Origin of the sequence: Sphingomonas natans (assembly GCF_030546695.1) — a bacterium.
Taxonomy (GTDB): Bacteria; Pseudomonadota; Alphaproteobacteria; order Sphingomonadales; family Sphingomonadaceae; genus Sphingomonas_I; species Sphingomonas_I natans.
Genome location: NZ_JAUOTP010000003.1, coordinates 141,886 through 162,358 on the forward strand (window position 1 = coordinate 141,886; position 20,473 = coordinate 162,358).

Annotated in this window: 20 protein-coding genes; 18 read left to right on the plus strand and 2 right to left on the minus strand. The window is 62.9% G+C overall.

Annotation, left to right across the window (positions count from 1 at the left end; all coding sequences use genetic code 11):
• Window positions 1-204: 204 nt before the first annotated feature.
• From Q4F19_RS07505 to Q4F19_RS07515, 3 genes are read left to right on the plus strand one after another with little or no spacing between them, the layout of a single operon-like run.
• Window positions 205-1,455, plus strand: a complete 1,251-nt coding sequence (locus Q4F19_RS07505; RefSeq protein WP_303541257.1) for a c-type cytochrome — start codon at window positions 205-207, stop codon at window positions 1,453-1,455.
• Window positions 1,452-1,925 carry a (2Fe-2S)-binding protein gene (locus tag Q4F19_RS07510; protein WP_303541260.1) on the plus strand — a complete coding sequence of 158 codons (474 nt, stop codon included), beginning with the start codon at window positions 1,452-1,454 and terminating at the stop codon, window positions 1,923-1,925. Before Q4F19_RS07505 ends, Q4F19_RS07510 begins: the two co-directional genes overlap by 4 nt.
• Window positions 1,922-4,174 carry a xanthine dehydrogenase family protein molybdopterin-binding subunit gene (locus Q4F19_RS07515; RefSeq protein ID WP_303541262.1) on the plus strand — a complete coding sequence of 751 codons (2,253 nt, stop codon included), beginning with the start codon at window positions 1,922-1,924 and terminating at the stop codon, window positions 4,172-4,174. The genes Q4F19_RS07510 and Q4F19_RS07515 overlap by 4 nt, the downstream gene beginning before the upstream one ends.
• Here the strand turns inward: Q4F19_RS07515 and Q4F19_RS07520 are convergent.
• A complete protein-coding gene (locus Q4F19_RS07520) occupies window positions 4,145-5,056 on the minus strand; it encodes a LysR family transcriptional regulator (RefSeq protein ID WP_303541263.1) in 912 nt (303 codons plus the stop codon). The two genes, Q4F19_RS07515 and Q4F19_RS07520, sit on opposite strands and share 30 nt — an antisense overlap.
• A gap of 104 nt (window positions 5,057-5,160) precedes the next feature.
• Between Q4F19_RS07520 and Q4F19_RS07525 the strand changes: the two genes are divergently transcribed.
• From Q4F19_RS07525 to Q4F19_RS07595, 15 genes are all read left to right on the plus strand, one after another.
• Window positions 5,161-6,312, plus strand: coding sequence for an alkene reductase (locus tag Q4F19_RS07525; RefSeq protein ID WP_303541265.1), 1,152 nt, complete (start codon window positions 5,161-5,163; stop codon window positions 6,310-6,312).
• Window positions 6,309-7,508 (plus strand): MFS transporter, encoded by a 1,200-nt coding sequence (locus tag Q4F19_RS07530; RefSeq protein WP_303541266.1) that lies wholly within the window; start codon window positions 6,309-6,311, stop codon window positions 7,506-7,508. Before Q4F19_RS07525 ends, Q4F19_RS07530 begins: the two co-directional genes overlap by 4 nt.
• A 43-nt stretch (window positions 7,509-7,551) precedes the next feature.
• Complete coding sequence (locus Q4F19_RS07535; RefSeq protein ID WP_303541267.1) at window positions 7,552-7,854, plus strand: UBP-type zinc finger domain-containing protein; 303 nt, start codon at window positions 7,552-7,554, stop codon at window positions 7,852-7,854.
• A gap of 45 nt (window positions 7,855-7,899) precedes the next feature.
• Window positions 7,900-8,547, plus strand: a complete 648-nt coding sequence (locus Q4F19_RS07540) for a flavin reductase family protein (protein ID WP_303541269.1) — start codon at window positions 7,900-7,902, stop codon at window positions 8,545-8,547.
• 335 nt (window positions 8,548-8,882) lie between these two features.
• Window positions 8,883-10,604, plus strand: a complete 1,722-nt coding sequence (dld, locus tag Q4F19_RS07545) for a D-lactate dehydrogenase (RefSeq protein ID WP_303541270.1) — start codon at window positions 8,883-8,885, stop codon at window positions 10,602-10,604.
• Window positions 10,605-10,751: 147 nt separating this feature from the next.
• Window positions 10,752-12,479 (plus strand): ubiquinone-dependent pyruvate dehydrogenase, encoded by a 1,728-nt coding sequence (gene poxB, locus Q4F19_RS07550; protein ID WP_303541272.1) that lies wholly within the window; start codon window positions 10,752-10,754, stop codon window positions 12,477-12,479.
• Window positions 12,480-12,525: 46 nt separating this feature from the next.
• Window positions 12,526-12,924 carry an OsmC family protein gene (locus tag Q4F19_RS07555; protein ID WP_303541274.1) on the plus strand — a complete coding sequence of 133 codons (399 nt, stop codon included), beginning with the start codon at window positions 12,526-12,528 and terminating at the stop codon, window positions 12,922-12,924.
• A complete protein-coding gene (locus Q4F19_RS07560; protein ID WP_303541277.1) occupies window positions 12,917-13,426 on the plus strand; it encodes an OsmC family protein in 510 nt (169 codons plus the stop codon). The genes Q4F19_RS07555 and Q4F19_RS07560 overlap by 8 nt, the downstream gene beginning before the upstream one ends.
• Window positions 13,427-13,692: 266 nt before the next feature.
• Complete coding sequence (locus tag Q4F19_RS07565) at window positions 13,693-14,349, plus strand: hydrolase (RefSeq protein ID WP_303541278.1); 657 nt, start codon at window positions 13,693-13,695, stop codon at window positions 14,347-14,349.
• Window positions 14,350-14,418: 69 nt separating this feature from the next.
• The gene (locus tag Q4F19_RS07570) at window positions 14,419-14,610 is read left to right on the plus strand and encodes a DUF1427 family protein (protein ID WP_431312383.1); all 192 of its coding nucleotides are present in this window, start codon (window positions 14,419-14,421) and stop codon (window positions 14,608-14,610) included.
• A gap of 80 nt (window positions 14,611-14,690) precedes the next feature.
• Window positions 14,691-16,538: an amidohydrolase gene (locus tag Q4F19_RS07575; protein WP_303541945.1), complete on the plus strand. Its 1,848-nt coding sequence runs from the start codon at window positions 14,691-14,693 to the stop codon at window positions 16,536-16,538.
• 13 nt (window positions 16,539-16,551) lie between these two features.
• Window positions 16,552-17,442, plus strand: coding sequence for a VOC family protein (locus Q4F19_RS07580; RefSeq protein ID WP_303541946.1), 891 nt, complete (start codon window positions 16,552-16,554; stop codon window positions 17,440-17,442).
• 5 nt (window positions 17,443-17,447) lie between these two features.
• Window positions 17,448-17,888, plus strand: a complete 441-nt coding sequence (locus Q4F19_RS07585) for a DoxX family protein (protein WP_303541947.1) — start codon at window positions 17,448-17,450, stop codon at window positions 17,886-17,888.
• A gap of 37 nt (window positions 17,889-17,925) precedes the next feature.
• Window positions 17,926-19,257, plus strand: coding sequence for an alginate export family protein (locus Q4F19_RS07590; protein WP_303541281.1), 1,332 nt, complete (start codon window positions 17,926-17,928; stop codon window positions 19,255-19,257).
• Window positions 19,258-19,266: 9 nt separating this feature from the next.
• Window positions 19,267-19,965, plus strand: a complete 699-nt coding sequence (locus Q4F19_RS07595) for a YoaK family protein (RefSeq protein WP_303541283.1) — start codon at window positions 19,267-19,269, stop codon at window positions 19,963-19,965.
• A gap of 47 nt (window positions 19,966-20,012) precedes the next feature.
• Here the strand turns inward: Q4F19_RS07595 and Q4F19_RS21435 are convergent, their stop codons facing one another.
• Window positions 20,013-20,417 carry a DUF6438 domain-containing protein gene (locus tag Q4F19_RS21435; RefSeq protein ID WP_431312384.1) on the minus strand — a complete coding sequence of 135 codons (405 nt, stop codon included), beginning with the start codon at window positions 20,415-20,417 and terminating at the stop codon, window positions 20,013-20,015.
• Window positions 20,418-20,473: the final 56 nt, after the last annotated feature.

A 20,473-nucleotide genomic window follows, 5' to 3' on the forward strand; every position in this document is an offset into this window, starting at 1 on the left:
GGAAGCAATCGAAATGCCAGTCGGACGGCTGCGCCTTAGATTGTGCCGCCTTTCGTCGTGGAAATTGTGCGGAGGATACAAGCCAGCGCTGCTGATGAATGCGATTTCTATCATGCCAGCAACAGATCTGGCGACGTCCGGTTGGACCGGACCGAGGGCCCGATGATCAGATCACCAGCCATACGACGACCTATCCCGCCGCTGTTGATCGGCTTCATCGTAGCGGCTTTCGCCGCTCTCGCAGTGACTTGGCGACCCGCAATCGAGAGAATAGCGCCGCCCGCCCCCGACAGCTTCACGCCACAAATTATATCCCGCGGCGCCGTCCTCGCGAAACTCGGCGACTGCGCCGTCTGTCACACGGCGAAGAGCGGTAGGCCGCTGGCGGGCGGCCGCGCGCTCCCTACTCCATTCGGCACGCTCTATTCCGACAACATCACGCCGGACCCCGAAACGGGAATTGGCACCTGGTCAAGAGAAGCGTTTCGCCGCGCGATGCGGGATGGTGTGAGCCGGAATGGTTCGCACCTCTACCCGGCGCTTCCATACGAACATTTCACCCATGTCACGGACGGTGATCTGGACGCCCTCTACGCCTTTTTGATGTCGCGCCGTCCGGTCGCGCTCGAAGCGCCGCCCAATTCACTCTACTTCCCACTCGGCTTTCGTCCGCTCCTGGCCGGCTGGAAGATGCTCTTCCTGCAAAAGGGGCCAGTCCCGATAGTGATCGGCAAATCGGCAGAATGGACCCGTGGCGCCTATCTCACCGAAGGGCTGGGTCATTGTGGGGGATGTCATACGCCGCGTAACATCGCCGGCGGCGAGCAGACGAGCCGTGCCTTCGCCGGCGGCGTCGCCGAGGGCTGGCGCGCGCCGGCTTTGGACGGAAGCAACCCCGCCGCTCGCCATTGGACGGTCGATGCGCTCCAGACTTACCTCACCACCGGAATCTCGCCGGACCATAGCGCCGCCGGAGGGCCGATGGGACCGGTGGTTGACAGCCTATCCTCGGCTCCACCCCGCGATGTCCGGGCGATAGCGACCTACATCGCCGCGATGATGGGCAACGGGGTGTCCAGACCTGCGCTGAAACTTGCCGACAATCCCGATGGTGCGACCAAAGCCTTTCCGCAGGGGGCAACGCTTTTCGCGGGCGCCTGTGCGGGCTGCCATTCGACCGGGGCTCCAATGCTTGGGCAAGGTCGCCCCGGGCTAGCGCTCGTATCCAATCTCCGCGACGACATCCCGACCAGCGCTATCCAAGCCGTATTGGCCGGCATCGACCCACCGGTAGCCCGTCGCGGTCCAATGATGCCCGCTTTCGCTACCTCGTTCACCGATCAGCAAATAGCGGACGTCCTGAATTACAGTCGCGCGCGCTTTACGGGCCGGCCTGCCTGGACGGGCCTTGCCAAGAAAGTTTCGCAGGGTCGCAAGGAGATTTCCCAGCCATGACCATCACCATCAACGTCAACGGCTCGGGACACCAGGTCGAAGCCAGCCCTGAGACGCCACTACTCTATGTCTTACGCGAGGATCTTCGTCTCAATGGCCCCAAATACGGCTGCGGCTTGGGGCAATGCGGCGCCTGCACCGTTCAAATCGACGGAAAGGCCGCCTTCTCGTGCGTCACGCCGATCGCCGCTATCGCCGGGCGGTCGGTGGTAACGGTCGAAGGACTCGCGCCCAAAGGCGAAATGAACATGCTGCAGCAGGCATTCTTGACCGAGCAAGCAGCGCAGTGCGGCTATTGCATAGCGGGCATGATCATGCGGGCGCAGGCCCTGCTCGACGAGATACCCCAACCCGATGAGAAGACCATCCGTCGGCACATGCAGCCTAACCTCTGCCGATGTGGCACCCACATGCGCATCCTACGGGCGATCCGTCGCGCCGCAGCGCCAAACGCAAGCCACCTGGCATGAGCTGCGCGGATCCGTCTCGCCGCCAAATTCTCGCCGGCGGCGGCCTTCTGGTCACGTTCACATTTGCCGCCCGCGCCTTAGGGCAGCTGGCGGGTGGAGGGGAAGGCGGCGGCGGCTCCAAAGTGAAGCGGCCGGACCTGCTTGGCAGTCTCAAGTCAACACCCCGACTAGACGCATGGATCCACATCGCCCCAGATGGCAGGGTCACTGTCTTTTCCGGCAAGGTCGAGCTTGGCCAGGGCATCCGCACGGCACTGCTACAGGTCGCCGCGGAGGAACTCGATCTGCCCCCCGCCCGGATCACGTTCTTCACTGCCGACACAGACCGCACTCCGGACGAAGGATTAACTGCGGGTAGCCATTCGATGCAGGATGGCGGATCGGCGCTGGCAAACGCCGGCGCAAACGTCCGAATGCTACTGATAAGGGCGGCTGCTGCCCAATGGCGGCTGCCACGCGAGAAGCTAGCGACAGACGGGCACGGCAACGTCGTTGGCCCCGGCGGACTCAATGCCGGCTACGGCTCGCTCGCCGCCACCCTCTCTCTTCGCGTCGAAGCAAGGCCGGATGCGCTGCGGCGAGATCCCGCCAGCTACCGGACATTGGGCCGAAACCTGCCGAGGGTCGATATCCCCGACAAACTAACCGGGGGACAGTCCTACGTGCAGGACATGCGGACGCCCGGGATGCTCCACGCCCGTGTGATCCGGGGCCCGAGTTATGGCACGCGCCTGGTCCGGCCAAAGCTCGCGGAGGCAGGAAGGATGCCAGGAGTCGTCGCGATCGTCCAGGACGGCAACTTTGCGGCGGTGGTCGCAGAACGAGAATGGCAGGCAATCCAAGCGATGCGCGTGGCTCAAGCGTCGGATTATGTCCGCACGATTCCCGGTCTGCCCGTCGAGGACGGGCCGCATCGACTGCAGAAGCTGGAAAAGCGTGAAATCCAAGTGCTCGACACGCACGATCCCGCCCCGGGCGCGATCCATCGTTCGCAAGGAAGCTACAGTCGGCCGTGGTATTCGCATGCCTCGATCGGCCCCTCCTGTGCCGTGGCGCTTTTTCGTGATGGCACGCTCACCATCTGGTCACATAGCCAGGGCGTCTTCGACATGCATCGGGCGACCGCCGAACTGGTGCGATTGCCACCGGAGAAGGTGCGCGTGATCCATACACCCGGCTCCGGATGCTACGGCCAGAACGGTGCGGACGACGTCACCGCCGAGGCCGGATTGCTGGCGATGGCTTTGCCTGGTCGTCCGGTGCGGCTGCAGTGGATGCGAGAACAGGAGTTCGGCTGGGAACCCTGCGGCTGCGCGATGGTGACGAAGGTGGACGCCGCGGTGGGCGCCGACCGGAAGATCTCATACTGGAACTACGAAGTTTGGAGCAATTCCCATAACATGCGGCCCGTGGAAGCCGGCGGGTATGCGGTGGCTCAAGAGTTGTTACCCGGTTTCGCGAAGCAGACTCCCAAACCCATCTCGATGCCCGAAGGCGACGGCGATAGGAACGCGAACCCGCTCTACGTTTTTCGTAACATGAACGTCCGCTACCACTTCATACCCGAAATGCCGATGCGCGTATCAGCGCTTCGCTCGCTCGGCGCGCATCTGAATATCTTCACGCTTGAGAGCACACTCGACGATCTCGCTCGCGGCATCGGTGAGGATCCGCTCGCCTTTCGGCTCGCCCACATGGAGGACGTCCGCGCGCGTGAAGTGATGATCCGAGCTGCACACGAATTCGGTTGGGCGAATCGGCCTCGCGGCGACGGCCGGCGCGGCTGCGGAATGGCTTTCGGCCGCTACAAGAATATCGGCGCCTACTGCGCGATAGCGATGGAGATCGAGGTTGAACGGGAAACCGGCGTCATAACCGTCCACCGGGTGCACGCAGCGGTCGATGCCGGCCAGCCTGCCACGCCAGACGGCATCCGCAATCAAGTGGAAGGCGGGATAATCCAGTCATTGAGCTGGGCAATGTTCGAAAGCGTGACCTATGATGATAGCAAGCGAACGAGCTTCGACTGGGGCAGCTATCCGATCAGTCGATTTTCGGACATTCCCGGCGAAATCGCGGTTCACATAATGCAACGTTCGGGCACGCCTTTCCTAGGAGCCGGTGAGACTTCGCAAGGGCCGGCGTCCGCCGCGCTAGCGAACGCAATAGCGGACGCAACCGGCGTTCGGTTGCGTGACATGCCGCTGACGCCCGACAAGCTAAAGGCGGCGATCGGGCTGGCAGGTTGACGGTGGGCGCCCTCGTCTCAGATGCATTTCGAATGCGGCGATGAACAACCGCGTTTTCGCGGGCACGAGACGGGCAGTCGGATGGACTGCCCATATATCCAGCGGTTCGACCGCCGCGTCCTTCAGCTTGATCTCGACCAACCGTCCCGCCGAAATATCGGCACGTGCGCTCCATTCAGACAGCAAGGCGATGCCCGCCCCGCGCAGACTTACCTCGCGCAACGCTTCCGGCGAGCTGGCAGAAAAGCGACTACGGACGCGCCGACGTATCGGCTTGCCATCAGTTGCCATAAACGACCAGGTTTGGCTGCCTGTGATAGTGAGGCATTCGTGGTTCTCGAGGTCATCGATAACCTCGGGATCGCCACGGCTCTCGAGATAACCGGGTGAGGCATAGAGGCCGCGCGGATTGGCTGCCAGCTTGCGCGCAATCAGGCTGCTGTCTCGCAGATGGGCGATGCGGATCGCCAGATCGATACCGTTGCCGACGATGTCGATGATGCCGTCAGCCATCAGGAGGTCGACCTGCACCTCCGGATTGGTAGCAAGGAACTCCGCCACGAACGGCGCCACGACCTTCAGCCCGAACGGGATTGACGCAGTGATGCGCAGCATTCCAGAGGCGCCGGCATCCGAGGGCCGCACTGCATTTCGCGCCGCCATCTCGCCTTCCAACATAGCCTGGGCGTGGGGCAGGAATGCTTCGCCCTCCGGCGTCAGAGATAATGCGCGGGTGGTCCGATGGACCAGACGCGTTCCGAGTTCTGTCTCCAGCGCGGCCAGTCGTCGGGACGCGGCCATCGGCGCGATCCCGAGCCTTCTCGCTGAACCTGCTAGACTTCGGGCTCCAACGGCTTCCACGAACACAGCGACATCGATCAAGTCCATTATATCTGTTCCGAATATACAAGACGATCAAAACTTCCGTCTAATATCAGATGACGGCGCAATCTACCTCGGCGTCAACAACAGCCAGGAGATCCTCAATGTCTGACGAAGCGAGCGACGACCCCCTCTTTCGGCCCCTTACGCTTGGCAACATTTCGCTGTGCCATCGGGTTGTGATGGCACCCCTCACCCGCATGCGGTCGCGCCAGCCAGGCGACATGCCACAGCCGATGAAGATGCTCTATTACCAGCAGCGTGCCAGCCAGGGCGGCCTAATTGTCACCGAGGCGACCGACATCAGCGAGCAGGCGCGGGGCTATCCGGGCGTCCCTGGCATCCATAGCGAAGAACAGATTTCGGGTTGGCGCGCGATCACCGATGCCGTTCACGCCAAGGGTGGTCACATCGTCCTTCAAATCTGGCATACTGGTCGCATTTCTCACCCAACGATGCAGCCGGGCGGCGCTACGCCGGTTGCCCCCTCCGCGGTCCTTCCCGCGGGTCTTCGCCATCTCGACGCGAACGGAGTGGAAGCCGATCTCGCACTGCCCCACCCCCTGTCGATCGACGAGATCGCAGGCGTCTCAGCAACCTTTCGCCAAGCGGTTCTGAACGCGCGTTCCGCAGGCTTCGACGGTGTCGAGATCCACGCGGCGAACGGCTATCTCATCGATCAATTCCTTCAAGACTCGAGCAACCTTCGCGAAGACGGTTATGGTGGATCTATAGCCAATCGTGCGCGGCTCCTGTTGGAGATCGTCGACTTTGCTTCCAGCGCTTGGGCACCCGGGAATGTCGGTGTGCGACTTTCACCATGGGGCAGCTTCAACGGCATGGCGGATAGCGACCCCGCCGCGCTCTACACCTTCATCGGCGCCGAACTCGGAAAGCGCAGCTTGGCCTATCTCCACGTTGTGGAACCGCGCGCCGATCAGAACAGCGACGTCAATGCAATCGACGCCGGCGCGCCCGACGCAGGCCGTCTGCTGAAACAAGCGTTCGGCGGCAAGATCATCTCGGCCGGCGGCTATGTCGGAGCGACAGCCCGCGCCGCATTGCGTGACAAGCGGGCCGACGCCATCGCGTTCGGCCGCCTCTTCATCGCAAATCCAGACCTCCCGCTCCGTCTCGCAGAGGGCCTTCCAATGAATCGCTATGATCGCTCGAGCTTCTATGGCGGGACGGAGCAAGGATACATTGATTATCCGAATTACGACCCGGCAGCAGCCATCGCCGGAGCGAAAGCATGAACTCGGTCGCAGATATCCCGATCGACGGCGTGTCGGATCAGCGGCCGATGACTGGCGGGCTCAAGTTCGCGATGGCGATTGCCGCCGGCGTCGCAGTTGCAAACATCTATTATAACCAGCCGATGCTCGGCATCATGGAGCGGGATCTGCCGGGCAGCGCGACGGGCCTGATCCCCACCGCGACCCAGTTCGGCTATGCGGCGGGCCTCTTCCTGCTCGTTCCTCTTGGAGATCTGATCGAGCGTAAGCGGTTGATCGCGGTGCAGTTCGTCGTGCTCTCGGCCGCCCTAATAGCGGCGGCACTGGCGCCGAGCATCTGGCTTGTCCTACTTGCTTCGCTCCTGGTGGGCATCGCCTCGACGGTCGCTCAGCAGATCGTGCCATTCGCGGCCCATCTCTCGTCCCCCGAGAAGCGCGGCGCCACGGTCGGCACGGTGATGTCCGGCGTGCTGTGCGGCATCCTCCTCAGCCGCACGCTCGCAGGCGTCGTGGCGACCCATGCCGGATGGCGCGAGATGTTCTGGCTCGGCGTTCCGATGGCTCTGGGTGCTGGCGGATTGATGCTGTTGATGCTGCCTTCAAGCCGTCCCCAAAGCGATCTGCGCTACTGGGCGCTGATTGGGTCTCTGCGGCAGCTATGGCTCGAGTTTGCGGAACTGCGCACCGCCTCCTTCACCCAAGCCCTAATGTTTGGCGCGTTCACTGCCTTCTGGACCATTCTGGCGCTTCACTTGCAGGAACCGAGTTTCGGCTTTGGAGCCGACGTGGCCGGACTGTTCGGCGTTGTCGGCGCGGTCGGCATTCTCGCAGCGCCTATCGCCGGACGGATCGCGGACAAGCGCGGACCACAGGGGGTGATCGTGCTGGGTGCCGTTTTAACCCTCTTGTCCTGGATCGTGTTTGGCCTCTGGCAGTCCATGGCCGGCCTGATAGTCGGCGTCATCGTTCTCGATTTCGGCGTTCAGAGCACGCTCGTATCGAACCAGCACGTTGTCTACGCGCTCCGGCCTGATGCGCGGGCACGGCTCAACACAATCTTCATGGGATCCATGTTCCTTGGAGGTGCGGCGGGTTCGGCTGCGGCTACCGCGGCGTGGGGAATGGCCGGATGGGCGGGAGTGTCGGTCCTTGGTGACGTTCTATCACTTCTTGCCGTCGCGCTGCTGCAGGGACGCACAATCCTAGCTCGGCATTGACCTAAGGAGTCGCGATGGCGTTGAACTCGCTCGGAGGATCGAAATGATAGCGTGTCGCCACCAAAGCGTGATCAATGAAGTCACGCCAAGTGCCCGAGGATGCGAGGAATGCCTGAGGATGGGCAGCCGTTGGCTACACCTCCGCATCTGCAGAACATGTGGACATGTCGGATGCTGTGACCAGTCACCCCATCGGCATGCGACCGCGCACTTCCATGAGACGGGCCACCCGATCATCGAGGGTTATGATCCGCCCGAAGGGTGGGGTTGGTGTTACGTTGATGAGATCGAGATTGGCCTGCCCGACCAGACAAGTCAGCTGGGCCCCATCCCTCGCTTCTATTAAGGCCGGCACAGCACTGAGGCGCCGAGCGGTGGATGGCGACGATCTATGGAAGAGCAGTATCATTTCTATCGTCCCGCTGATGGTCATGGGCTTCCGCATGACCCTCTGAATGCGATCGTGGGACCCAGGCCGATCGGCTGGGTATCTACCGTCAGCGAGGACGGCGTCGTCAACCTGGCGCCCTATAGCTTCTTCAACGCCTTCAACTATCGCCCCCCCATCATTGGCTTCTCGAGCACGAGCGCGAAAGATAGCTTGCGCAATGTCCGCGCCACGGGCGAGTTCGTCTGGAATCTGGCAACAAGGCCCAACGCCGACCGGATGAACGCCACCAGCGAGGCGGTGTCGCCGGAGGTCGATGAATTCGCTCTGGTAGGACTGACTCCTCAGCCATCGACCATCGTAGCGCCACCCCGGGTGGCGGAAAGTCCTGTCCACTTCGAGCGCGTGGTTTCGGATATTGTGCGCCTACGAAGCCACAGAGGCGACGCCGTAGACGCATGGCTCGTTCTGGGAGAGGTGGTGGGCATCCACATCCAACGGAAGCTGCTCAAGGACGGGATCTTCGACACCTTCGGTGCAGGAATCATCCTTCGAGCTGGCGGCCCATCGGCATACCTTCACGTGACGCCTCAAGGACGTTTCGACATTTTTCGTCCCGGGGTGAAGCCTGAGCCGACCACCCGCGGATAACTCGGCGAGTGCGAGGTCGCAGCCCGGGCGCGTCCTCCATCGCGGGCCGGTTTACCGACGATCCCGCGCATCGAATGGGGTTGGCGGCCTCATGCCCATAACAATGGGCTCAGCTTGCTCGCCGCGCTAGAAGTGGAGTTCGATTTCTCAGCCCCCGGGGCACGACGCGGGTGACCGGAGCAACCATCGAGCACGGACGCAATTTAGGTCTGCTTAAGCCGGCGAAACGACACGAACCGACAAATCGGCGCAGTCGATGCCAATCTCCGTGCGCTTCGAGGCGGCATTGTTCCCTGATAGGCGGGTATGCCGCGCCAGGAACGATGGACCCGCCAATGGACGCCTGCACCGCGCCGCCACCTCTCCCCTGCACAGACAAGCTGTTGCAGAACCTCGCCTGGATTGTCGGCGATGCGCATTTGATCACCGGCGAGCGGCAGACCCGCCGCTTCCGCACCGGATACCGGTTCGGAGGCGGGCGCGCCCTGGCAGTGGTGCAGCCAAGAAGTCTGGTCGACCTATGGCGCGTGGTGAACGCCTGCGCGGACGGCGGTGTGATAATGATCATGCAAGCCGCGAACACCGGGCTTACCGGCGGGTCGACTCCGGACGGGAACGACTACGACCGCGACATCGTCATCGTAAGCACGACGCGCCTGGAGGGGATTCAGCTAATCCGCGGCGGTGAACAGGTCATCTGTCTGCCCGGATCCAGGTTGTTTGAGTTGGAGGAGAAGGTCGCAGCCGTCGGGCGGGAGCCCCATTCGCGCATCGGTTCCTCCTGCATCGGAGCCTCCATTTTGGGCGGGATATGCAACAACTCCGGCGGAGCTCTCATCCATCGGGGGCCAGCCTATACCGAGATGACGCTCTATGCCCGGATCTCTCCCACCGGCTCCGTCGAGCTCATCAATCATCTCGGCGTGGATCTTGGAAACGATCCCGAGGCGATGCTCGCCCTTCTCGATACCGGTTCGATCGACGAAAGCCGGGTCCACGACGATCCATCCCGAGTATGCTCGGATCGCCATTACCAGGAGCACGTCCGGCAGGTCGACGCGGACACTCCCGCCCGCTTCAATAACGACCCGCGCCATCTGCACGAGGCGGCGGGCAGCGGCGGCCATGTCGTCGTTTTCGCCGTCCGTCTCGACACTTTTCCCCGAGAGCTCGACGTCGTCGACTTCTATATCGGCAGCAACGATCCCGCTGAGCTGACGGCGATCCGACGAACCATACTGACCGACTTCAAATCACTGCCGATCCAGGGCGAATACATCCACCGCTCGGCCTTCCGCCTGACTGAACGCTACGGCAAGGACACGTTCCTCGCGATCCGACACCTCGGTGCCAAACATCTTCCCGGCCTGTTCGCGTTGAAAGCACGCGTGGATGCCTTCTTCGCTCGCATACCGTGGGCCCCGCGGGACGTCTCAGAGCGTGTTATGCAGGCGGCGGTCGTGTTCCTTCCGCGTCATCTTCCGCAAAGGATGCGGGACTTCGACAAACGCTTCGAGCATCACCTGATGCTAAGAATGGGGGGTCGGGGGATCGGAGAGGCGCGTCGACTTCTCGCCGAAGTCTTCCCGACGCCGAATGGCGCCTTCTTTGAATGCACGCGCGAGGAAGGGGAAAAGGCGTTTCTGCACCGATTCGCGGTCGCGGGCGCCTCGATCAGATATCGTGCGCTCCATCGCAGCCTCGTTTCCGACATCGTGGCTCTCGACGTGGCGCTGCGCCGCGACGACGACGACTGGAACGAGCAGCTTCCGGCCGAGATCGCCGAAAGGATCACCGGCGTCAGCTATTGCGGCCATTTCTTCTGCCACGTCTTCCACCGAGACTATTTCCTCAAGCCAGGAGAGGATCCCGTCGCGTTCGAGCATGCGATGCTTAAGCTGCTCGATCAGAGGGGCGCGGAGTATCCGGCCGAGCACAACGTCGGACACCTTTATCCAGCCAAGCCAGCGCTCGAGGCACACTACCGCGCGCTTGACCCCACAAACAGTCTTAATCCCGGTATTGGACGGACTTCCAAGCTCGCAAACTGGGCTTGATCAGGATCCGGTGCACGTCCTGGCCAAGAGTGGACACTGACGTGTGGTATACCTAGCGATCGCAGTGCGTCCTGGCTCATGTGCAGAGCGAGTATGGTCAGACTCATTGACATAGCTCGTCGTTGATAATCTCCCGGAGTAGTCGTCATGTCGAAGCAGACCATCGCGGATCTGATCGCCGCCACGCTGGCCGAGGCAGGGGTCGAGCGGATCTGGGGCGTCACCGGCGATAGCTTGAACGGCCTGAACGAAAGCCTTCGCCGGCTCGACAAGATCAAGTGGATGATGACCCGGCACGAGGAGGTTGCAGCCTTCGCGGCGGGCGCGGAGGCCTCATTGACGGGCAAGCTCGGGGTATGCGCAGGCTCCTGCGGCCCTGGAAACCTCCATCTCATCAACGGCCTCTTCGACTGCCATCGAAATCACTCGCCGGTGCTCGCGATCGCCGCCCACATCCCCTCATCTGAGATCGGGCTGGGCTACTTCCAGGAAACCCATCCGCAAGAGCTATTCCGAGAGTGCAGCCACTTCGTGGAGCTTGTGTCCAATCCCGCGCAGATGCCTGAAGTGATGCATCGTGCAATGCGAGCCGCGATCGGCAAGCAGGGGGTCGCCGTGATCGTGATATCCGGCGATGTCGCGCTGTCGGAAGCCCCCGAAGGCGCGGTTGCCGCCTTTCCAACCCTTCGTGCGCCGCGGATAATTCCTCAGCCCGAGGACCTTGACCATATTGTCGAGATCCTCGGCGATGCGAAGGCGGTGGCAATGTTGTGCGGTAGCGGCTGCGCCGATGCGCATGATGAAGTCGTGGCGCTCGCGGATCGGCTTTCTGCGCCGGTAGTCCATGCCTTGCGGGGCAAGGAGCACGTCGAGTGGGACAATCCCTACGACGTCGGCATGACCGGCCTCATCGGCTTCTCGTCGGGCTACCACGTGATGGAGAACTGCGACGCGCTGCTGATGCTGGGGACCGACTTTCCCTACCGAAACTTCTATCCGAAGAACGCCAGGATCATCCAGGTCGACCGTGACCCGAGCCAACTCGGGAAAAGGGCGCCACTCGCGCTGGGCGTCGTTGGCGACGTGCGCGAGACCATCAATGCGCTCCTAGAGAGGCTCGACGCTCGGGTGGACAGGTCTTTCCTGCAGACGTCGCTACGACACTACTCCAAGGCGCGCGACGGATTGGATTCGCTAGCGACGCCGGACAAGCCGGGCCGGCCCGTGCACCCGCAATACATCGCCAAGCTGGTCAGCGAGATGGCGGCCGAGGACGCCATCATCTCCGCCGATGTGGGCACGCCCACCGTTTGGGCTGCCCGCTATCTGACCATGAACGGGAAACGCCGGCTGCTGTTCTCCGGCAATCACGGCTCAATGGCGAACGCTCTGCCCCAGGCCCTCGGCGCTCAGGCCGCATATCCCAGCCGACAGGTCATCTCGCTTTCCGGCGACGGTGGCTTCGCCATGTCGATGGGCGACTTCCTCAGTCTCGCCCAGCTCGGTCTTCCCGTGAAGGTCGTCCTCTTCGACAACAGTCTCCTCGGCTTCGTCGCGATGGAACAGAAGGCTGGCGGCTATCTCGACGTCAACGTCCAGCTGCAAAACCCCGATTTTGCCGCGATCGCCGAGGCGTGCGGGGTCCTTGGCGTCCGCGTCGAGGAATCCGATCACCTTGAGCCAGCGCTCGCCCTCGCATTCGCCCACGACGGCCCGGCCCTAGTTTCGGTTCGCACGGCGTCGCACGAACTGGCCATGCCCCCCGCCATCAAGATCGAGCAGGCAAAGGGCTTCGGGCTCTACATGATGAAAGCGATCATGAATGGTCGCGGAGACGAAATCGTCGAGTTGGCGCGCACGAATCTGAGGATCTGATGCAACTCGGATCCTCTTCGATGACCGGTCCCTTGAGAGACTGCTGATGGCCGACGCAAAAGCAACGATCGGATCAGCCGGCTACGCGGTCCAGATAACGACGGGGCGCCACCGCCTGATGGCCGACGAGCCCGAGAGCCGCGGAGGCACCGACACGGGTCCCGCCCCCTACGATCTTCTGCTTGCGGCGCTCGGCGCATGCACTGCTCTGACGCTGCGCATGTATGCGGACCGACATGGCTGGGTGATCAATGCGCTCGATGTCGAGCTGCGGATCGTCTTAGGAGCTGAGAGCAATCACATCCGTCGGGTCCTCGCCATCGAAGGGCCTGACGTGGCCGCCTGTCAGCGACTGGCGGAGGTCGCGGAGCGCACACCCGTTACCCTTACGATCAAGAACGGCATGGCCATCGAAACCACGTTAAAGGAGCGGGAAAGTGTCTGACCTCGTCAGATACATGGATCAGGCGGTGGCCGAATATACGGGCAATGGCGCGTTTCAAATCAGCATCCGCACCGCCGGAATAGAGATAATGGCCGATGAGCCCATTGCATCAGGTGGGCTGGGATCGGGGCCGACACCCTACCAGCTCCTGGCCTCGGCACTCGCCAGCTGCACGACGATGACGCTTCGCCTCTACGCCGAGCGCAAAGGATGGGACGTTTGGATCCGCACCTCCGCCGGCCACTCGCGCGATCCGGACAAGCTCCCAGCCGATCTGTTCACTCGTGAAATCGAGATCGACGGGGATCTGGACGAGGTTAAACGAGCACGGCTGATCGAGATCGCCGATCGCTGCCCGGTCCACCGCACCCTTTCGAGCGGAGCGCGAGTGGAAACTCACGCCGGGCGGGCACCTCCTCCGGCGCAGGTCGCGACGGACCATGCCATCGATATGGAGGCGTTGATCGCTGTGGGTCGAGGGTCGTGGAATCTCGGCGGGTAATCCCTCCGCTTGTCGAGCACGACCCATTCGCCTCCGCGGCCACCGTCCTGTCTTCATGCTGCGCCAGCTGAGAATTATTCAGGAGGCCGCAAGAGCGGCCCAATTTTGGAAATTGGCGGCATCGCCTCAGATCGCATCAAGATCGTCCAATACCCGCGAGATCCGAGCGCCCAGAACCGGCAGGACACACACCCACCATGCACTTTCCGCCGCCGAGCGGGAGCCACGCCGGGGGGGTGCAGCCTTAGCCTAGGAGGAACCCGCTCATGTCGATCCAAGCCACGCCCACGCCGGGCAAGTCGCTGATCTCTCCCACTGACCACATCCTGCTGCTGATCGACTTCCAATCGCAGATGTCGTTCGCCACCAAGTCGATCGCGCCTGAGCTCCTGCGCAACAACGCGGCGCTCGTCAGCCATGCTGCGAAGTCCTTCAACGTGTCCACCATCCTCACAACGGTGGCCGAGAAGAGCTTTTCGGGCCCGATGTTCGACGAGATCAAGGACGCCTTTCCCGGTCAGGCTATGCTCGATCGCACTTCGATGAACACGTGGGAAGACGCGGCGGTCATCGAGGAGGTTAACCGCATTGGCAAGGAGCGCCTGGTGTTCGCCGGCCTGTGGACGAGCGTCTGCATCGTCGGGCCGATCGCGTCCGCGGTGGATCAGGGCTTCGACTGCTACTTCATCGCCGATGCGTGCGGAGACATCTCCATCGAGGCGCACGACCGTGCATGCCAGCGCATGATCCAGCTCGGCGCCAAGCCGATGACCTCGCTCCAATACATGCTCGAACTGCAGCGTGACTGGGCCCGCACCGAGACCTACGAATCGACAACCGGGATCGCGCGCAAGTTCGGCGGCGGCTACGGGCTCGGCATCACATACGCGAAGACGATGTTCAACGCGTCCGAGGGCCACTGAGCCGTGCGACCGTATCTCGTCTCGCTTGCCGCCGGCCTTCTTGTCGGCGTCATATACGGCCTGATCAAGGTGCGGTCCCCTGCCCCTCCCGCGATCGCGCTCGTCGGTCTGCTTGGCATTCTCCTCGGCGAGCAGATCGTGCCGCTCGCGAAAAGCGCATTCGCGCCGCGCGCCAAGGCGACAGCGATGCGGAGCTCGTGCTCGGAGCACGTCCTCGGCCGACTGCCGGCGAACAGCGAAGCCGCGGACCGCAGCGCATGATCGTCGACCGCCGCACGGCTTTGCTGGGCGGCGCGGCGGTCGCGGCGCTTCCCATGCTGATGGCGAACAGGAAATCCCCCATGACCGACCTCATTCTCGTCAACGCCCAAGTGACGACCCTCGACCGGGAGAACCCGCAGGCGGACGCCATTGCCGTGAGGGATGGCAAGTTTCTCGCTGTGGGAACCGAGGCGGAGGTGCGGGCGGCCTGCGGTCCGGACGCGACGGTCATCAACGCCGCACGCCGCAGGGTGGTCCCGGGCCTCATCGACAGCCACATGCACATCATCCGAGGCGGCCTGAACTACAACATGGAGCTGCGCTGGGACGGCGTGCCGACGCTCGCAGATGCGATGGCGATGCTGAAGCGTCAGGTCGACAATACCCCGGCGCCGCAATGGGTGCGCGTAGTCGGCGGCTTCACCGAGCACCAGTTTGCGGAGAAGCGGCTGCCTACAATCGCCGAGTTGAACGCGGTCGCGCCAGACACGCCCGTCTTCATTCTCCACCTCTACGATCGTGCATTGCTGAACGGAGCGGCCATGCGGGTCGTCGGCTACACCAAAGACACGCCAAACCCGCCGGGCGGCGAGATCGTGCGAGACGCGGCCGGCAATCCCACCGGGCTGCTGCTTGCGCATCCCAACGCGACGATCCTCTACTCCACACTGGCCAAGGGGCCGAAGTTGCCCGCTGAGTATCAGATCAACTCGACACGCCACTTCATGCGCGAGATGAACGGGCTGGGCGTCACAGGCGTCATCGATGCCGGCGGCGGGTATCAGAACTATCCGGATGACTACGCGATCATCGAGAAGCTGCACGCTGACGATCAGCTCACGCTGCGTATCAGCTACAACCTCTTCACGCAGAAGCCGAAGGAGGAACTGGCCGACTTCTCCGGTTGGGTGAAGCAGGTCACGCCCGGACAGGGCGACGACACGTATCGGCATAACGGAGCTGGCGAGATGCTCGTCTATTCCGCCGCCGATTTTGAAGACTTCCGCGTGGAGCGACCGGAGATGCCGGAGAACATGGAGAGCGACCTCGAACCGGTCGTCCGTCTTCTTGCTGAGAACCGTTGGCCATGGCGGCTTCATGCGACTTACGACGAGACGATCGATCGAGCGCTCAACGTCTACGAAAAGGTGAACCGCGACATCCCGCTGGCAGGGATCAACTGGTTCTTCGATCACGCGGAGACGATCAGCGACCGCAACATCGACCGCATCGCCGCCCTTGGCGGCGGAATCGCCATCCAACACCGAATGGCATACCAAGGCGAGTATTTCGTCGAGCGCTACGGAAATCGGGCTGCCGAGCGAACGCCTCCGATCGCGAAGATGCTGGCGGCTGGCATCCCAGTGGGAGCCGGCACCGACGCTACCCGCGTCGCGAGCTACAATCCGTGGGTTTCGATGAGCTGGCTCGTAACGGGTCGCACGGTGGGCGGACTTATCCTCTACCCGGGCGCGAACCGCGTGAGCCGCGAGAAGGCGCTTCGCATGTGGACGCACGAAAACACCTGGTTCTCGAACGAGGTCGGCAAGAAGGGACAGATCAAAGCCGGACAGCTGGCGGATCTGGCTGTCCTGTCGGGTGACTACTTCAGCGTGGCGGAACGGGACATTCCGCACCTGCGCTCCGTGCTCACCATGTTGGGCGGAAAGGTCGTCTACGGCGAAGGCAGCTATGCGCCGCTCGCTCCGACGCTGCCCCGACCAATGCCGAACTGGTCCCCGGTCGCTACCTTTGGCGGATATTTTCGGGAGCCTGAAGCAAGCGCAAAGATGGCGGATGCATGCGGTTGCGCAAGTGGATGCCAGGTTCACGGTCATGACCACGCCGCAGCACTGGGCGCTTCCGTCCCCGCCTCGGATGCCAAGACTTTCTGGGGCGCGCTAGGCTGTGGCTGCTGGGCCGTCTGAGGTGAAAATGATGATGAGACTGTCCACACTGTTGATCGCAGCGGCGGTTGCTGCGTCCTCCCCCGCCCCTGGCCTCGCCCGCGAAACCAAGTCGGCGGATTACTCCGTAGGGGCGCAGTATGACACCACGCACGTTTATGTCGCCCCTGCGGACTTCGATCGCTTCGTCGCGAGCCTCGTGGCGACGTTCGGAGGCACGACGTCGAAACAGGGCGTCTTCCAGGTCACGCCGACGCCGAGTCAGACGATTTCCCAGCTGGTCCTTACGCCGGCGGGGAGCCTTTCGGTGTTCGGTTTCAAGACGCCAGTTCCTCACCCGTTCGGTGCGGAGCGCACCGGCTATCTAGTTAGCGACATGGACGCAGCGGTATCCTCGGCCGTGCAAAACGGCGCGACGCGGCTCGTCACCACATTCCCGGACCCGATCGGGCGCGACGTCGTCGTGCAGTGGCCGGGCGGGGTGAACATGCAGCTCTATTGGCACAATGCGAAGCCGAACTACCAGGCCCTCGCCCATGTCCCGGAGAACCGCGTCTATCTAACCGCAGATGCGGCAAATGCCTTCGTCCACCATTGGCTGGGCTTCTCGAAGGGGCGCATCGTGCGCGACGATCCGAAGGCGACCGGCACGGACATCGGACAGCCAGGGAAGACCTATCGACGAATCGAGCTGACCTCCGGCTACGGCAAGATGCTCGTGTCCGTCTCTGACGGCCAGCTTCCATGGCCGTATGGTCGTGACATGACGGGCTACGAGGTTGAAGACCTGAGCGCGACGCTGGTGAAGGCGCAGGCGGCCGGGGTCGAGACCCTCGTCTCGCCGCATGCAGACGCAGGTCGAACATCCGCTCTCGTCCGCTTCCCGGGTGGCTACGTTGCCGAAATTCATTCGGGCGCGCAGTGACGAAAATGAAGCGGAACGGCGCCCTCGATCGCGAACCGCATTTCGTGGACACGATCCTCAGATGGCCCGTGACTTGGTTTCTGGCTCGCCTAGCGCTGGTGGGGGCCTATCTCCTGGGTGGCATCGTCAAGGCGAGCGACTGGCCGGCCGCAATCGCGGAGCAGGCCCACTTCGGAATGAACCCTCCGGCGCTATGGGCCGCGCTTACGATCGCAATAGAGTTGGTGGGACCCATCCTCATCCTGACCTGTCGCTTTGTGTGGCTTGGAGCCGGAATGCTCAGCGTCTTCACACTTTTGGCTGCGGTCACGGCGAACGCCTTCTGGGCGATGCCGCAAGGTCAGGAGCGCTTCATGGCGACGAACGCATTCTTCGAGCATCTCGGACTTATAGGCGGCTTCGTGCTTGCCGCACTCGTCGCCGAACTCGAGCGGCGGCGTGCGTAGGCTCGTCCTCGCCGCTCTAGCAATCTCTTCACCGGCAGTGGCGCAGCAGCGCGAGGCCTGGGAACCGCCGACGCTCACCACGACCCGATACGACGAGGATTGGTCCAGCCTGGCCGATGTCCAGCGGCGGGACGGCCGTTGGCCTGAACCTCTCAAATACATCCCGCTAGGAGGGGCCGCCTACGCGACCGTAGGAGCCGAGCTCCGCGTCCGGGACGAGAGCTTCCAGAACAATCTCTGGGGGGGTGCCGACGCCCCAAACGACAGCTATCAGTGGATCCGGCTTGTCCCCAGCGCCGACATACACGTCGGGCGTTTTCGGGCCTTCGTCCAGCCCATCGCGGCCTATGCGATCGGCGTCGCACCGTCTGCGGGGCCAGTCGATCAAACCCGGCTCGATCTTCTTCAGGGCTTTGCGGACATCCGCTTCGGGGAAGCGCGGACGGGGGACGCCGATGGGACGGGGATCACGTTGCGTGCCGGCCGACAGATGATCGCGTTGGGAACAGAGCGTCTGATCGGAACGCGATATGGTCCAAACGTTCCTCTCGCCTTCGATGGGTTCAGGGCTTTGGCGTCCCTCAATGGGACCAAGCTGAGCATGTTTGCCGTCCGACCCGTTCAACCGGGAAGCGGAACGTTCGACGACCGCAGGTCCCGCGCCAAGTTGCTTTGGGGCGCCTATGCCAATCGCGGCGGTCTCGATCTCTACTATTTAGGCTACCGCAACCAACAGGCTCGCTCCGGCGGCCTGACCGGGAGCGAGAGACGGCACACACTGGGCGCGCGCTTCTTCGGAAACCAGAGCGGATGGCACTGGAATGTCGAAGGGGCCTACCAGTTCGGACGCTTCTCCGGCGAGACGATCTCCGCCTGGACCGTTGGAACCGAGTTCGGCCACCGCTTCGCATCGATCGCAGGCCAGCCGGACGCGGTGATGCGCTTCAACGTGGTCAGCGGAGACAAGCGCCCCGGCGGTCGCCTCGGCACCTTCAATGCGATGTTTCCCAAAGGAAAATACTTCGGGGAGCTGTCGCCCGTAGGCCCTTACAACATTGTCTCGCTGAATCCCCGCGTCGGCATGGGCCTCGGTAGCAACGTGTCCGCTAGCATCGCCAGCATGGTTTACTGGCGTTATTCGCGGCGCGACGGCATCTACGACGTGCCCGGTAATCTCGTTAGAGCGGCCGACGGTGCGACCGCCAAGTTCATCGGCAGCGAGGCAGAGGCGACTCTTGCTTGGCAGGCGACTCCGGAGCTGGAGCTTTCGACTTCGATGTCGGTGTTCGGACCGGGCAGGTTTATCAAGCAGACCGGCGCCTCCCGAACGATCGGAATGCTCGGTCTTGAAGCGAACTTCCGCTTCTGAGGAGAAGACATGGCGACCAAGCCCCCACCCGCAACGCCGCCCCTGGCATGGCTGCTGCTGATGCTTTCGGCCACGACCGGACTTGTCGATGCGGCCAGCATCCTGGGTCTCGGTAAGGTGTTCACGGCGAACATGACTGGAAACATCGTGTTCCTCGGCTTCGCCGCCGCGGGCGCGCCGGGCTTCACCTGGCAACCCTACGTGGTCGCGTTGCTCACGTTCATGGCCGGAGCTCTCGTCGCGGGGCGGCTCGCGGTTTCGCAGAACGGCAAGCCGCTGAGGGGCTGGCTCATCCGATCGGCCTTGGTGGAGACGGCTCTGCTCTGGATCGCAGCGGGTGTAGCCTTAGGACTCGAACTCGGAAGCCCCGATCCCGCGCGCGTCTTCGCGATCATCGCGTTGACGGCGATAGCGATGGGGTTCCGCAATGCGACGATCCGGCAGTTGAAGGTCCCCGATCTCACGACGACAGTTCTGACACTGACAATCACCGGCATCGCGGCCGACTCCGCACTTGCCGGCGGCACCAACCCAAATTGGATACGCCGCTTCGGCGCCGTCGCAGCGATTTTCGCAGGAGCGACGATCGGCGCGCTATTGATCAGCAGATTTGGCCTGACAGCGCCGCTTGCGCTGGCCGGTGCGGCCGTCTTGATCGGCACCCTTATCTGCGTGCGGCACGAGACCCCTCAATCCACGACGCACTGAGTAAGAAGCAACAAAGAACGCGGCGTGCGAGGCAATCACTTCGGCTCTTAGCCCCTCGAAGCTCCGGGGCGAGTGGTCTGCTTCGACCAATGGGTTATGCCAAGTCTCGCCGGTAGCTGACGCAGAACCGCATCAAGCTCGTGGCCCGGTCCGCTCTGACAGCCGCTTCGGTGAGTTGCCATCGACGCGCCTTCCTTCGGATCGATCCATGAAATCGTATAGAGGGGCGTGTCGGATACTGCTGCCGCGCACTCGATCTCCACCATCTTGCCGGCGGCGGGGCGGTAAGGGGCAAGATCGGCGACTAGCGAAAGGTAAGTCTGCACGCTCGCCTTTCGCGCCCGCAGTCCGAGCTCCGCGGTGTGCCGGTCTCCGTTGTAAATAATCTCTCCATCAGGCGCGATCTTGATGTCGTATACAGGGCAGAAGCCGAAGCACGGGCCAACCGAGATTGCGAGTGTGACTGAAGCGCTCGGCGTGCCCGCCCCTGGGACATTGGGCGAGACGC

Coding starts and splice junctions, on each gene's coding strand:
- Q4F19_RS07510 (WP_303541260.1), top strand. CDS start 1,452: ATGACCATCACCATCAACGTCAACGGCTCGGGACACCAGGTCGAAGCC.
- Q4F19_RS07515 (WP_303541262.1), top strand. CDS start 1,922: ATGAGCTGCGCGGATCCGTCTCGCCGCCAAATTCTCGCCGGCGGCGGC.
- Q4F19_RS07525 (WP_303541265.1), top strand. CDS start 5,161: ATGTCTGACGAAGCGAGCGACGACCCCCTCTTTCGGCCCCTTACGCTT.
- Q4F19_RS07530 (WP_303541266.1), top strand. CDS start 6,309: ATGAACTCGGTCGCAGATATCCCGATCGACGGCGTGTCGGATCAGCGG.
- Q4F19_RS07535 (WP_303541267.1), top strand. CDS start 7,552: ATGATAGCGTGTCGCCACCAAAGCGTGATCAATGAAGTCACGCCAAGT.
- Q4F19_RS07540 (WP_303541269.1), top strand. CDS start 7,900: ATGGAAGAGCAGTATCATTTCTATCGTCCCGCTGATGGTCATGGGCTT.
- dld (WP_303541270.1), top strand. CDS start 8,883: ATGGACGCCTGCACCGCGCCGCCACCTCTCCCCTGCACAGACAAGCTG.
- poxB (WP_303541272.1), top strand. CDS start 10,752: ATGTCGAAGCAGACCATCGCGGATCTGATCGCCGCCACGCTGGCCGAG.
- Q4F19_RS07555 (WP_303541274.1), top strand. CDS start 12,526: ATGGCCGACGCAAAAGCAACGATCGGATCAGCCGGCTACGCGGTCCAG.
- Q4F19_RS07565 (WP_303541278.1), top strand. CDS start 13,693: ATGTCGATCCAAGCCACGCCCACGCCGGGCAAGTCGCTGATCTCTCCC.
- Q4F19_RS07575 (WP_303541945.1), top strand. CDS start 14,691: ATGACCGACCTCATTCTCGTCAACGCCCAAGTGACGACCCTCGACCGG.
- Q4F19_RS07580 (WP_303541946.1), top strand. CDS start 16,552: ATGAGACTGTCCACACTGTTGATCGCAGCGGCGGTTGCTGCGTCCTCC.
- Q4F19_RS07585 (WP_303541947.1), top strand. CDS start 17,448: ATGAAGCGGAACGGCGCCCTCGATCGCGAACCGCATTTCGTGGACACG.
- Q4F19_RS07595 (WP_303541283.1), top strand. CDS start 19,267: ATGGCGACCAAGCCCCCACCCGCAACGCCGCCCCTGGCATGGCTGCTG.